The sequence below is a fragment of the Actinomycetota bacterium genome, from assembly GCA_035640355.1.
In the GTDB taxonomy this organism is placed as follows: domain Bacteria; phylum Actinomycetota; class UBA4738; order UBA4738; family HRBIN12; genus CALGFI01.
The window spans coordinates 157,664-171,310 of the sequence record DASQWI010000017.1 but is presented as its reverse complement, the minus strand read 5'-3'; the positions used below and the strand labels follow the sequence as shown (position 1 = coordinate 171,310).

The window sequence follows — 13,647 nt, the reverse complement described above, 5'->3', positions numbered from 1 at the left end:
TGGAACGTTCCAAGACAGGCGCGTACCATAGGTCCGCTCGTCGAAGGCTGTCAAGATGCGAGCGGGTGGGCGTCGACGAACGCGTCGCCGCGCCCGCGCGGGAGGCGAGATGCAGACGATCCGCTTGACGACCGCGCAGGCGATCGTCCGGTATCTGATCGCCCAGCGAACGACCGTGGACGGCCACGAGGTCCCACTGTTCCCCGGCGTGTTCGCGATCTTCGGTCACGGCAACGTCACGTCGCTCGGCGAGGCGCTCGAACCGGTTCGCGACCGGTTGCCCGTGTGGCGTGGACAGAACGAGCAGACGATGGCCATGGCGGCGGTCGCGTTCGCGAAGGCGAAGCGGCGGCGTCAGGTGATGATCGTCACCACGTCGATCGGTCCGGGCGCCGCGAACGTCGTCACCGCCGCGGGCATCGCCCATGCGGACCGGCTTCCGCTGCTCGTCCTGTCCGGCGATACCTTCACGAACCGCATCCCGGATCCAGTGCTGCAACAGGTCGAGCACGTCGACGACCCGACGACGACGGTCAACGATGCGTTCCGCGCCGTGACTCGGTATTGGGATCGCATCACCCATCCCGCTCAGGTGCTGCACTCGCTGCCACACGCCGTGGGGACGCTGGTCGACCCGGCCGAGTGTGGCCCCGCGTTCATCGGCCTCCCGCAGGACGTGCAAGCGCAGGCGTTCGACTATCCGGGGTCCTTCTTCGAACCGCGGGTTCATCGCGTGAGGCGTCCGGGTCCGGACCCGGAGGAGCTCGCGGACGCGGTTGCCGTGCTTCGGGGGGCGGTACGCCCGCTCGTCATCGCCGGGGGCGGCGTGCATTACTCGTTCGCTTCGGACGACCTGGCGTCGTTCGTCGAGCGGCATGGGCTGCCCGTCGCCGAGACCGTCGCCGGAAAGTCGTCGCTCCGGTGGGACCACCCGAACGCCGTCGGCCCGATCGGCGTGACCGGCGGAACCGCCGCGAACGCACTCGCCGCCGACGCGGACGTGGTCTTGGCGATCGGGACGCGCCTCCAGGACTTCACGACGGGCTCGTGGTCGGTCTTCCGGAACGACCGGATGCGGTTGATCGCGCTCAACACCGCTCGATTCGACGCCACGAAGCACCTCGCGCTCCCGCTCGTGGCGGACGCACGGCGCGGACTCGAGGAGCTGGCGACCGCTCTCGGCGATCACCGCGCGCCCGACGTGTGGATATCGCGCGCGAGAGACGAGTACCGGACGTGGAACGCCTACCTCGACACGCAGGCGACCGCACCCACCGAGACCGGACTTCCGTCGTACGCCGCCGTCGTCCGAGCGGTGAACGACGCCGGCGATGACGGCGACTACGCGGTGACGGCCGCCGGCGGGCTGCCGGGCGAGCTGAACAAGCACTGGCGGTCGCGCTCCGTCGGGTCGTTCGACTGCGAGTACGGGTTCAGCTGCATGGGGTACGAGATCGCCGGCGCGTGGGGCGCGGCGATGGCCATGCCCGACAGGACGGTCATCTCGTTCTGCGGCGACGGCTCGTACCTGATGGCGAACTCGGAGGTGTACAGCTCGGTTCTGTCCGGTCACCCGTTCGTCATCGTGCTCTGCGACAACGGCGGGTACGCGGTGATCCGCCGGCTGCAGGTGTCCAAGGGCGGCGCGGCGTTCAACAACATGATCGACGACTCCAAGGTCCGTGAGCCCTTGATCGTCGACTTCGTCGCGCACGCGGCCTCGATGGGCGCGATCGCGGAACCGGCGACGACGCTGGACGAGCTGCGTGACGCGCTGAAACGCGCTCGGACCGCCGATCGCACGAGCGTCATCGTGATCCGAACCGATCCGAACGCTTGGACCGGCGGAGACGCGTGGTGGGACGTGGGGGTCCCCGAGGTCTCCGAGCGCGACGAGGTCCGTGTGGCCAAGGCCGAGCACGAGGCGGAGCGCAAGCACCAGCGCCCGGGCGTCTGACGTGCCGTCGGGGCGCCATCCCACGATCCACGACGTCGCCGCTCGCGCCGGCGTGTCGAAGTCTCTGGTGTCGCTGGTGATGCGCGGCGCGCCCCAGGTGAGCGAAGAGCGCCGACGCGCGGTTCTGCTCGCGGCGAGCGAGCTCGGCTACCGGCCGAACGCCGTCGCCAGGAGCCTAGTTCGGAACCGCAGCAACGTCCTGGGCGTAGTGCTCTCGGATCTGCACAATCCGTTCTTCGTCGAGGTGGTGGACGGCATCGAGGAGGAAGCGATCGCCTCGCATCACCGCGCGCTGTTCAACACGGGCAGCCGGTCTCCGGGGCGTGAGTCCGAAGCGCTCGAGACGCTCCTGCAGCTCCGCGTCGACGGAGTGATCCTGGCAGGGACGGTCCTGCCCCCGCGGGCGATCGTCGCTGCAGCAGCGAACGCCCCGGTCGCACTCGTCGCACGCGCCTCACGGTGGCCGGCGATCGACTCCGTGACGAACGACGATCGGGCGGGCGCACGGCTGGCCGTCGATCATCTCGTATCGCTCGGGCATCGGCGGATCGCGCACGTCGACGGCGGTCGAGGCGCTGGCGCCGCCGACCGGCGGAGCGGATTCCTGACGGGCATTCGGCGCCACGGCCTGACGTCGGAGGCCGTCGTCGTCCCCGGCGCATTCACGGAGGACGGCGGCGCCGCAGGCGTCGACCAACTGCTCAAGCAGTCGAGGCGCGCGACCGCCGTGTTCGTCGCGAACGACCTGGCCGCTGTCGGCGCGCTTCGCGTCCTCCGAGAGCATGGCTTGGAGGTCCCTGGCGACGTCTCCGTCGTCGGCTACGACAACGTTTCGATCGCCGGACTCGACCACGTCGATCTGACGACGATCGAGCAGCCGAGGCGCGAGATGGGGGCCGAGGCGGTCCGTCTGCTGCTCGATCGCCTCGATGGCGGACGTGGGCAGAGCCGCCACGTCGTGATCCCTCCAACCCTCGTCGTTCGGGGCTCGACGGGCCCGCCGCCGGCTCGCTCGGCCCCGAGCGACACGCGTCCGTCCGAGACCGAGCGAAGAACACGGTCCTAGGCGAGCTCACCCGACTCGGCTCGGGTGTGACTCCTCCCACTCCTCTGGCGTGAGGAGCACGTCACGCGCCTTCGACCCGAGGGACGGTCCAACGATCCCCCGCTCCTCGAGAAGGTCCATGAGCCGGCCCGCGCGCGCGAACCCCACCTTGAGCTTGCGCTGCAGCATCGACGTCGAACCGAGCTGCGAGCGGATGACCAGCTCGGCCGCCTGCTCCAGAAGCTCGTCGTCGCCGCCGAGCCCACCGTCGTCGGCGTCGTCGGACGCCGCCGGCTTGGCCAGCCCCTCGACGCTCACCGCGTACTCGGCTGGGCGCTGCTCCCGGATCCACTCGGAGATCGCGCCGATCTCCTTCTCCGTCACCCAGGCGGCCTGGAGGCGCGTCGGTTTCGACACGTTCGAGGGCGCGAACAGCAGGTCGCCGTGGCCGACGAGCTTCTCGGCGCCGTTCATGTCCAGGATCACCCGCGAGTCGGCCTGCGACGACGTCATGAGCGCGATACGGCTGGGGATGTTCGCCTTGATCAAACCGGTCACCACGTCGACGCTCGGACGCTGGGTCGCCACCACGAGGTGGATGCCGACGGCCCGCGCCATCTGTGCGATCCGGCAGATCGCATCCTCGACGTCGCGAGGAGCGACCATCATCAGGTCGGCGAGCTCGTCGATCACCACGAGGAGGTAGGGGAACTCGGTGACGCGGTCGTCCTGGCCCGGCGGGATTCGGAGCGTTCCCTCGGAAAGACCCGCGCGGTAGCCGTCGAAGTCGCGTACGCCGACCATCGCCAGCACCTCGTACCGCAGCTCCATCTCACGAACGACCCACGACAGCGCCTCGGCTGCGCGCTTGGGGTGCACGATCACCGGCACGAGCAGGTGCGGCAGGTCCGCGAAGTGGATGAGCTCGACGCGCTTGGGGTCGACGAGCACGAGCTTCACGTCGTCGGGCGACGCGCGCATCAGCACCGACGTGATGAACGAGTTGATGAGGCTCGACTTGCCCGCCCCGGTGGCGCCGGCGATCAGCAGGTGGGGCATGGACGTGAGGTTCACCAGCTGCGCGCGCCCGTGCACGTCCTTCCCCAGCGCGACCGAGAGTGGGTGCGTGTCGTCTTGCGCTGCGCGCGAGCGCAGAACGTCGCCCAGCATCACGAAGTCGCGAACCCGGTTGGGCACCTCGACACCGATCGCGGACCGGCCCGGGATCGGCGCGATGATGCGCACGTCCGGCGTGGCCAGCGCGTACGCGATGTCGTCGGCCAGGCCGAGGACCTTGTTGACCTTCGTGCCGGCCTCGATCTCGACCTCGAACAGCGTGACGGTCGGCCCGCGATGCGCCGCGGTGACGTGCGCCGGTACGCCGAACGTATGGAACGTGCGCTCGAGCGCTTCAGTGGTGTGCGCCTCGTCCCGTTCGCTCCCGGCCGAGGGTGGTGACGTCCGAAGGAGCTCGAGGGACGGCAGCTCGTATCGGCCGCCGGATGGCTTCACGCGGGCGATCTCGGGGATGTCGATCGGGACGGGCGCGGGCAGTTCCTCTTCCTCGATCGGCGGCTCCTCGAGGAGCTCAACGATCGGCACCTCGGTGTTGATCACCGGGCCGTCGCGGCGCTTGGCCGTCTCGGCTGCGGGTTCAACCTCCTCGTCCTCGTCGCGCTCGAAGCTGAACGCCTCGCGCACGCGGTTCCACGCGGCCGCTAACGGCGTTCCGGTGAAGATCACCAGGCCGAGAACGATCCCCCCGAGCCACACGATCGAGACGCCGACCTTCGACACGAGCTTGCCGAGCGGCCACGCCGCGAACGCGCCGATCACCCCGGCCGCATCCCGCAGCCTCTCGTAGCCGGCGAACGGCCTGGGGTTTCCCGACGCGAGCGACATCAGCGCGAGCACGCCGATGAACGCGAGCACGAACCCGATGAGCATCCTGACCTGGTCGTCGGACGCCCCGGCGCGGAGCAGGAGCGCCCCCCAGTACAGCGCGAGGACGGGGAAGGCGATCGCCGCCGATCCGATCGTCGCGTGGAGCAGCCATTCGAGCCCGGTCCCGACCGGCCCCGCCGCGTCGAACCACAGGCCGAGCACCGTAAGCAGCGCGAGCACGACCAGACCGATCCCGGTCGCGTCTCGGGCCCACGGTCGGAGGTGCTGACGAACCGGCGTGCGTGCGCGGGCACGGCTCGCGGCTGCGCCGCGGGGTGGGCGGGGCCGAGTAGCCTTGGACGTCAACTACACCTCCAGAATGACGGGCAGGATCACGGGCTTGCGCTGGGTGACGTCGTAGAAGTACTTCGCCAGCGCCCGGCGCACGTTCTGCTCCAGGACGCCCCGGTCCACGACCTCGGCCACGGCGGACTCCCGCAGGGAAAGCATGACGCGTTCGCGCGCCTCTTCAAGGATGTCGCCCGACGCCTCGTCGAACACGAACCCTCGGTTCACGATGTCGGGGCCGGCCACGAGCTGCCCGTGGTGGGCGTCGATGGCGATGACGACAACGACGACACCCTCCGAGGAGAGCTTGCGGCGATCTCGGAGGACGACCTGGCCGACGTCTCCGATGCCGAGGCCGTCCACGAAGGTCATCCCGGCCGGGACGCGCCCCGCGAGCTGGACCTTCTCTCCCACCTCGACCACGTCGCCGTCCTCGCAGATCAGGACGTGGTCAGCGGGTATGCCCACCTCTGTCGCGATCTTCGCGTGGTGCGCGAGCTGCCGGCGTTCGCCGTGGATGGGGACGAACCAGCGGGGGCGAACCAACGAGAGCATCAGGCGTAGCTCCTCCACCGCGGCGTGGCCGCTGGCATGCACGGGGTACGCCGGCAGGTGGAACACGTCCGCGCCCGTTCGGTACAGACCGTCGATGACCCGGTGGATCGCCGGCTCGTTCCCCGGGATCAGGCTGCTCGAGAGCACCACCGTGTCGCCCTCGCGGAGCTTGACCCACTTGTGCTCTCGCGCCGCCATCAATGAGAGCGCGGAGAGGGGCTCACCCTGCGAGCCGGTAGAGATCACGACGGCGCGCGACGGATCGAACTCGTCGAGCTGTTCGATGAAGATCACGTCCTGCTCCGGCGCATGCAGCAGCCCGAGCTCTCGCGCCGCGTCGACGCTCTGGTGCATCGAACGGCCGAGGAACGCGACGACGCGCTCGTCCGCGCGTGCGGCGTTCACCACCTGTTGGATCCGGTGGATGTGGCTGCTGAAGCAGGCCACGACGACCAGCTGCGGCGCGCGGGCGATGATGTCCTGAAGGACGGGCCCGACGCTTCGCTCGCTCGCGGTATACCCGGCCTCCTCTGAGTTCGTGGAGTCCGACAGCAGCAGGTGGACGCCGCGGCCGGCCTCCTCCGCGAGTGCGTGCAGGTCGGTCGGTCGCCCGTCCAGTGGCGTCTGATCGATCTTGAAATCGCCGGTGTGCAGGATCGAGCCAAAGGGCGTATCGATCACGACGGCCATTCCGTCTGGGATCGAGTGCGCCACCCGGAGGAATCGCATCGAGAACGGCCCCACCGACGCGGCCTCCCCCGGCGTCACCTGCCGGAGCTCGGCACGGTCGCGCACCTCGTGCTCCTCGAGCTTGCGCTCGAGCAGCGCCAGCGTGAACGGCGTCCCGTAGACCGGCAGTTGCCGTTGCGTCTCGCGCAGCAGGTACGGGAGGGAACCGATGTGATCCTCGTGCCCGTGCGTGAGCACGACGGCCTCGACGTCGCCCATCCGTTCGCGGACGTACTCGAAATCGGGAAGGACGAGATCGACGCCGGGCATCTCTGCGTGCGGGAACGACAGGCCAACGTCGACGATCAAGATGCGTCCGCCGAGCTCCACGCAAGCCATGTTCCGGCCGACCTCGCCGACACCGCCGAGGAAGACGACGCGCGCCGATGTCTCAGGTGGCGCGCCTACCGCTTCGCTGCTCGAGGCCCGCAGTCCCTGGTTCGACTCAGAGGAGCGCTGCATCCACCAATGCCTTGCGGATGCGCTCGCGCTCGTCGCTGGTCGCGGGCACGAGCGGCAACCGCGGCGGACCGCAAGGGCGCCCGACGAGTGCGAGTGCCGTCTTCACCGGGATCGGGTTGCTCGTGATGAACAGTGCGTTGAACAACGGCGTGAGCTCCTCGTGGATCTTCCGCGCGCCCGTGATGTCACCGGCGAAGATCAGGTCGCACATCTGCCGGATGCGATCGCCGACCAGGTGCGACGCGACCGACACGATCCCTACACCGCCGAGGCACAGGTACCCGAACGTTGCCCAGTCGTCGCCCGAGTACACCTCGAAGTCGGGCGGTGCCTCGCTGATCAGCTTGGAGATCGCCTGGAAGTCGCCGGTCGAGTCCTTGACGCCGACGATGTTGGGGACCTCGGCCATCTTGAGCAGCGTGTCGTGCTCGATGCGGATCCCGGTTCGTCCCGGGATGTTGTACGCGACGACGGGGACGTCGACCGCGTTCGCCACCCGCTTGAAGTGCTCCAGCAGCCCTCGCTGGGGCGGCCGGTTGTAGTACGGCGTGACGAGCAGCAACCCGTCGGCGCCGAGCCGCTCGGCCTCGCGCGAGAGCTCGAGCGTCTCGGCCGTGTCGTACGTCCCGGTTCCCGCGACGACCTTGCCCTTGCCCTCGGCGGTCTCGATCACCGCGCGGAACAGGTCGAGTTTCTCCCTGTGTGTGAGCGTGGGCGATTCACCGGTCGAGCCGGCAACGACGATCGAGTCCGAGCCGTGCTCGTACAGATGCGCCGCAAGCGCGCTCGCGGCGTCCAGATCGAGCGAGTGATCGTCGCGAAAAGGCGTGACCATGGCGGTGACGACCGCCCCGAACCTACCGGCCATGTGTGCCTCCTGAGGTCGGGTTCACCGGGGCTATCCTAGCCGCGTGCCGCGCATCTACACGAAGACGGGCGACGATGGCACGACGGGGCTCTTGTACGGCGGACGGGTCTCCAAATCGGATGTCGCTACGGACGCGTACGGGACGGTGGACGAGGCGGTCGCGGCCATCGGTCTCGCCCGCGCGCTGAGCGGCGACGAAGACCTTCGCGAGGAGCTCCTCGCGAGGCAGCGTGAGCTGTTCGTCGTCGGCGCCGATCTCGCGACGAACCCCGACGAGCGCCACCGGCTGGAACCGGACGTCTCGCTCGTTACGGACGAGATGGTGGAACGACTCGAATCGTCAATCGACGAGCATGTACGGACGCATCCGCTGCCGAACGCGTTCGTCGTGCCAGGCGCGAACCCGGTCTCCGCTTCGCTCGACGTCGCGCGCGCGATCGTTCGCCGTGCCGAGCGCCGCGTCGTCGAGTGGCGAGGCGCGGCGGGGGCGCAAGAAGCGAGCCACCAGGCGAGCGTTCGCCCCCGCGAAGAGGGTGGCGGGAGAGTGAACGACGCGGTGGTGCGCTACCTCAACCGGCTTTCGGACCTTCTGTTCGTGCTCGCGCGGATCGCCGCCGGGGAGGCCGAACCGAGGAGCCGCTGAGCCTACGCGGTTCGAACGGACGCGCCGTAGTTGTCGCTGCCGAACAACAGGATGAGAAGGCCGATGTTTCGGACCTCGACCCCCTCGAACGCGACGTCGAACGTGCCAGTCTCCCCCGCGGGGATCGGCGCCGGATCGGCGACGTCTCCGGAGATCTCGGTTCCGTCGCGCGCGTCGAGGATGTAGAAGTCGGGTCGCGGCAGCTCGCGATCGGTCCCGTTCTCGACCTCCATCGTGCCCTCGTTCCCGTCGATCGTGATCGTGACGTGGAGGCCGGCGTTGACGTACTCATACGTGCCCGCCGTCGCGGATCCCGACTCGACCGGCGTCGGTCCACCGTTCGTCACGCCGGTTCCGCCGGTCGGTTCACCGGTTGCACCGTTCGGGTTGGAGCCGCCGTCGTCGCCCGTACATGCGGACAGCAGCAACGCGATACCGACGGAGAACACGATGGAACGACGGATAGGCTTCACGGGTCGCGGCATGCTACACGACGCCATGAGGAGATCAGCGTGCAGCGGGTAGCACGATGAACCAAGCTTCGGTTGCGCGGACGCCGGATCGACGATGAGGACGCTGGAGATCCGTCGCCACGCGAAACGGGATCCGGCTGCTGACCGGCTCTCCGAAGCGGGTCGCGCACAGGCCGAGGACGTCGGCCGGTCGCTCGAGCACTCCTACGACGTCATCTTCGTTTCGCCGGCGCAGCGTGCCGCCGAGACCGCGGCGTGGATGCTTCGAGGCAAGGGCGCGCAGCTGCCGCCGCATGCGGTCATTCCGGGGCTCTCGGCGCGCGACAACGACGGTTCGCCTCTGGCGATGGGCGGAGTGCTGTCTGCCCTCGTCGACGCGGTTCCCGAGGGCGGTCGCGGGCTCGCCATCTCCCACATGCCCCTGATCGAACGAGGCGTTCTCGGCCTGCTCGCGCGTGACATCGAGCCGCTCCGCGAGTGCGAGGGCGTCGTGCTGACGAAGCGAGACGATGAGTCCGCCGTGGAACTGGAAGAAGAGCTTCGCCTGCGGTAGCTCAGAAGTGGAGCATCGCCCAAGGCGGCGGGTCCCACGTGAACATCGCGTCCGCCGTCCCGATCGCACCCGCTCGCTCCTCGCTCGCACGCCCGGCGCGATGCAGCTGCGAGAGGGTGGATCCTCCGAGGTACGCGGCGGCGAGCTCGTTCGTCGTGAGGAGCAGGTCGGCGTCGTCCTCGGTCTGTTCGCACGTCGCGCCTTCAGCACCGGACTCCAGCGCATAGCGCCCTTCGTTCCACGGGCAGAACGCGTCGCGCACGTCGAACACGACACGTCCATCGGAGGAGTAGCGACGGGCGGTCAGGGCGCGGGGGATGTCGAGCAGGCGCACCCACATTCCGTCCTTCAGGCGCATGTTGAGCCTGCGCGGCTCGCGCAGCAGGTGCAGCAGCGGCTCGTCGGCGGGACGGCTCCACGCCGTGAGCTTCGACACCAGATCGAGATCGAGGACGAAGCGCCACATCTGGGCATAAACCGAAGGCGTCAGCGCGTCGAGCTCGTAGAGCTCCACGATGTTCTTGGGCACGAGGTCCCACTCGTGCTTGATCGTGTAGACGGCTACGCCGTCGCAGTCGTGCCCCGTCTCGTGCAGAGCGAAGAAGAACTTGCGCTCCTCGCCGAAGTGCTTGTCAGCGAACTCGTAGTCGAACCAGCTCGGCGTCATCTTCATCGCCCCTGGCCGCGTCAGCCGTGAGCGGTCGTACATCGATAGATATCGCTCCTTGGCCGCTTCGCGTTCGAGCAACCGGACCGGTCCGTCGCCGTCGGAGCCGGGGATGAACGCGCTTCTCGATGGCTCGATGTCGACGGACGCATCGAATGTCGCGAGGCCGTAGCCAAAGCGACCGTAGATGCCGCCCTCCGATGCGAACAGCGCCGCGATGGCACATCCCTCGTCCCGGATGTCGTCGAGCTGACGGCGCATCAGCGCCGTGTTGACGCCTCGCCGGCGGTGCGTCGGAACGACGCCGACGCCGGTGATACCGACCGTCGGGGTCGTTCCGCCGGGCACGGTCATCTCGAACACAACGGAGGAGGCGCACCCGACGATGTCTTCTTCGTCGAACGCAGCAAGACAGCGCGCCGGCTCGATCACCTTGCGCTCGTTCTCAACGTCCTCAGAACTGACATGACCACCGAACGCGCTCTCGATGGCCCGCATCCACGTCTCGAACTCGTCCTCGGCGATCGTGCGGATCTCGACGTCCATGGCGGACGAGCTTACGAGCCGGGCAACCCGTCGAACAGGCCGGTCAGCGCGGCAGCTCGAGCGTGTGACTCGGGAAACCCGACGACGAACGCCTCGGTGGCCAGGATCTCGGGCCACACCTCGAACGGGACGTCCTGCAGCTCGGCCTGCGTCCGGTGCGCCCGGAGCGCCTCGAGCTTCCCGTCGTACACGTTCGAGCAGTCGACGATCATCCCGACCGACTCGTCGGGTACGCCGCGAGGCTGGAACGGCTGCGTCGAGTCGATCGCGGGCAAGCCGCGCACGCGCAACAACTCGTTGAATCGATCGAGCCGCGACTGCGGGAAGCAGATGTGAAGGAGTCGGTGAAAGCCGTCCGCGCCGGCAGCGCGGGCGGAATGGAACGCGGCCGTCGCCGCGGCGCCGACGGCGACGTGATCCGCGTGCCCGGTGATTCCGTCCGGGCCGAACGTCACGACGACATCGGGCGCGGCGCGCTGAAGCAGGTCCAGGTACACGGCGACGAGCGACTCTTGCGCGACGTCGGCGACGCCTCCGTCCGGATAGCGAAGGAAGTGGATCTCGGGCTCCAGCCCAAGGGCAGCCCATGACGCGCGATCCTCGGCTTCTCGGACGGTGCCGAGCGTCTCTCGCGTCGCCAGGATTGGGTCGGCGATCTGGCCGGCGTCACCGCTCGTCGTCATGACCAGCGTGACTTCGACGTCGTCTCCGGCGATCGTTGCGAGCGAACCCGAGACGCCGTAGGTGTCGTCGTCCGGGTGCGCGAGCACGCACGCGACCCGGCGGGTCATGTCACCCGACGGGTGGAAGGTCGAGCAGCGGTTCCAGCCCCACCGTGAGGCCGGGCCGCGTCATGACGGCGCGCGCCGCCATCAGGACGCCGGGGATGAACGAGCTTCGGTCGGTCGAGTCGTGACGGATCGTCAGCGTCTGCCCCTGCCCGCCGAAGATGACCTCCTGGTGGGCGACGAGGCCCGGCAGCCGAACCGAATGCACGCGGATCCCGTCGAAATCCCCTCCTCGGACGCCGTCGACACTCTCGGGCGTCGGGCCGCGCCACGGCTTGGAGCGCTCGTCGTTCAGGCGGTTCACGGTGGCGATCGCCGTCCCGGACGGCGCGTCGGCCTTGTTGTCGTGATGGAGCTCGACGACCTCCACGGCGGGGAAGAACTGAATGGCCTGGGACGCGAACCGCAGCATCAGCACGGCGCCCAGGGCGAAGTTCGACGCGACGATCACGTGCGTTTCGGACCCCTCGTCGGCTATCGCTTTCTCGATCGACTGCAGGTCCTCTTCCGTGATTCCCGTCGTCCCGACGACGAGGTGAACGCCATGGTCGATGCACCAGCGAACGTTTTCCATCACCACGTCCGGGTGCGTGAAGTCGATGGCGATCTCCGCCTCGGCCTCGAGGAGCCGTTCGAGCTCGTCGCTCACGGGGATCCCCAGCTTCGGCTGGCCGATCAGGGCTCCGACGTTCTCGCCGACCTTGGAACGATCGATCGCCGCGACGAGCGCGAGGTCGTCGGCCTCGGCTATCGCCCGGCACACCATCAGGCCCATCCGACCGCAGGCGCCGATGACGCCGACGCGGATCACCCGAGCGCGCCCCCTGCGCCGGGGGTCGGCGCACCCGTCGCTTCGATCACCGCGCTGCCCGCCCGATACTCCCGTCAACGGGCCCGAGCACCGTCGTCGTCATGGGCTGCGAGAGTACCCGCTCGGCCGCCCGCATCGCGTCATCCGGAGTCACGGCGGCGATCCTGGAGAGCAACTGGTTCACCGTCAGGATCTCGCCCTGGCTGATCTCGGACTTGCCGAGGCGGGACATCCGCCCGCCGGGATCCTCCTGGGAGAGTACGAGCGAGCCCCGCATGTGGCCTTTCGCGCGGTCGAACTCGTCGGGCGACAGGCCTTTCTCGGCGACGTCCTCGAGCTGCGCGCGCACGATCGACAGGACCTGCTTGGCGCGCGCCGGCGTGGTCCCCGCGTAGGCGCTGAAGATGCCGGCGTCCGCGTACATCGAGTGGTAGCTGTAGACGCTGTAGGCGAGACCGCGCTTCTCGCGCACCTCCTGGAACAGCCGCGAGCTCATCCCGCCCCCGATCGCGTTGTTGACCACCCCGAACGCGAACCGATCATCGTCGTTGCGCGAGAGACCCGTCGTGCCGATGCAGATGTGCGCCTGCTCGGTGTCGCGCCGTTTGACCAGCGTGCGACCCGACGATTCGGGCGCGGGGCCCGCCTTGCGCACCTTCCACGCCACCGGTCCCTCGCTCCGAACCGCTCCCGTTTCCATGCCCGAGGCGAGGAGCTCGAGCACCTGCTCGTGCTGGAGGTTGCCGACGGCGACCACCACGATGTTCCGGGGCACGTAGTGCTTGCGCCAGTACCGGCGGACCTGATCGCGGGTGGCCGCGCGGATGCTCTTCTTGGTGCCGAGGATCGGCCGGCCCAACGGATGGTTCGGCCACAGCGTCTCGGTGAACAGGTCGTGGATCAGGTCGTCCGGAGTGTCCTCGTGGACGTTGATCTCCTCCAGGATCACTTGCTTCTCGGACTGGAAATCGCCTTCACGGATCACCGAGCGCTGCAGCATGTCGGTCAGGTGCTCGACCGCCATCGGAAGGTCGCGATCGAGTACGCGGGAGTAGAAGCACGTGTACTCCTTCGCGGTGAACGCGTTCAGTTCGCCGCCGATCGCGTCGAACGCCTCGGCGATGTCGCGGGCGCTGCGCGTCTTCGTTCCCTTGAACAGGAGGTGCTCCAGGAAGTGACTCGAGCCGCTGACCGGCGGCGGCTCGTCGCGTGACCCCGCGAGAACCCAGAAGCCGAGCGCGACCGAACGCACGTCGGGCATACGTTCGGTCACGACGCGCAGGCCGGAGCCGAACTCCGTTCGACCGATCGCCACCGA

The 13,647-nt window shown here is 68.7% G+C and carries 12 protein-coding genes; 4 read left to right on the top strand and 8 right to left on the bottom strand.

The window, feature by feature from the left end; all coding sequences use genetic code 11:
• The first annotated feature begins 109 nt into the window (after positions 1 to 109).
• Together iolD and VFA08_09450 are read left to right on the top strand one after the other, a co-directional pair.
• Complete coding sequence (gene iolD, locus VFA08_09455) at positions 110 to 1,957, top strand: 3D-(3,5/4)-trihydroxycyclohexane-1,2-dione acylhydrolase (decyclizing) (GenBank protein ID HYZ13815.1); 1,848 nt, start codon at positions 110 to 112, stop codon at positions 1,955 to 1,957.
• 1 nt (position 1,958) lies between these two features.
• A complete protein-coding gene (locus VFA08_09450; protein HYZ13814.1) occupies positions 1,959 to 3,023 on the top strand; it encodes a LacI family DNA-binding transcriptional regulator in 1,065 nt (354 codons plus the stop codon).
• Positions 3,024 to 3,029: 6 nt separating this feature from the next.
• On the opposite strand, the gene VFA08_09445 is transcribed toward VFA08_09450, so the two are convergent.
• The 3 genes from VFA08_09445 to dapA all read right to left on the bottom strand — a co-directional run bounded on the left by VFA08_09445 (position 3,030) and on the right by dapA (position 7,848).
• The gene (locus VFA08_09445; GenBank protein HYZ13813.1) at positions 3,030 to 5,126 is read right to left on the bottom strand and encodes a DNA translocase FtsK 4TM domain-containing protein; all 2,097 of its coding nucleotides are present in this window, start codon (positions 5,124 to 5,126) and stop codon (positions 3,030 to 3,032) included.
• Positions 5,127 to 5,252: 126 nt separating this feature from the next.
• The gene (locus VFA08_09440) at positions 5,253 to 6,980 is read right to left on the bottom strand and encodes a ribonuclease J (GenBank protein ID HYZ13812.1); all 1,728 of its coding nucleotides are present in this window, start codon (positions 6,978 to 6,980) and stop codon (positions 5,253 to 5,255) included.
• Positions 6,964 to 7,848, bottom strand: a complete 885-nt coding sequence (gene dapA, locus VFA08_09435) for a 4-hydroxy-tetrahydrodipicolinate synthase (GenBank protein ID HYZ13811.1) — start codon at positions 7,846 to 7,848, stop codon at positions 6,964 to 6,966. The genes VFA08_09440 and dapA overlap by 17 nt, the downstream gene beginning before the upstream one ends.
• 43 nt (positions 7,849 to 7,891) lie before the next feature.
• On the opposite strand from dapA, the gene VFA08_09430 reads away from it, so the two are divergent.
• A complete protein-coding gene (locus tag VFA08_09430) occupies positions 7,892 to 8,491 on the top strand; it encodes a cob(I)yrinic acid a,c-diamide adenosyltransferase (protein HYZ13810.1) in 600 nt (199 codons plus the stop codon).
• 2 nt (positions 8,492 to 8,493) lie between these two features.
• Here the strand turns inward: VFA08_09430 and VFA08_09425 are convergent, their stop codons facing one another.
• Entirely contained in the window at positions 8,494 to 8,964 is a 471-nt protein-coding gene (locus tag VFA08_09425; GenBank protein HYZ13809.1) for a hypothetical protein, read from the bottom strand.
• 94 nt (positions 8,965 to 9,058) lie between these two features.
• On the opposite strand from VFA08_09425, the gene VFA08_09420 reads away from it, so the two are divergent.
• Positions 9,059 to 9,517, top strand: a complete 459-nt coding sequence (locus VFA08_09420; protein ID HYZ13808.1) for a histidine phosphatase family protein — start codon at positions 9,059 to 9,061, stop codon at positions 9,515 to 9,517.
• Position 9,518: 1 nt separating this feature from the next.
• Here VFA08_09420 and VFA08_09415 read toward each other — a convergent pair whose 3' ends face one another.
• From VFA08_09415 to VFA08_09400, 4 genes are read right to left on the bottom strand one after another with little or no spacing between them, the layout of a single operon-like run.
• Entirely contained in the window at positions 9,519 to 10,730 is a 1,212-nt protein-coding gene (locus VFA08_09415) for a GNAT family N-acetyltransferase (protein ID HYZ13807.1), read from the bottom strand.
• 11 nt (positions 10,731 to 10,741) lie between these two features.
• A complete protein-coding gene (locus VFA08_09410) occupies positions 10,742 to 11,521 on the bottom strand; it encodes a PIG-L family deacetylase (protein ID HYZ13806.1) in 780 nt (259 codons plus the stop codon).
• A gap of 1 nt (position 11,522) precedes the next feature.
• The gene (gene dapB / locus VFA08_09405) at positions 11,523 to 12,329 is read right to left on the bottom strand and encodes a 4-hydroxy-tetrahydrodipicolinate reductase (GenBank protein HYZ13805.1); all 807 of its coding nucleotides are present in this window, start codon (positions 12,327 to 12,329) and stop codon (positions 11,523 to 11,525) included.
• Positions 12,330 to 12,375: 46 nt separating this feature from the next.
• On the bottom strand, positions 12,376 to 13,644 hold the full coding sequence (locus VFA08_09400) for a pitrilysin family protein (GenBank protein ID HYZ13804.1): 1,269 nt from the start codon (positions 13,642 to 13,644) through the stop codon (positions 12,376 to 12,378).
• Between the last annotated feature and the right edge of the window lie 3 nt (positions 13,645 to 13,647).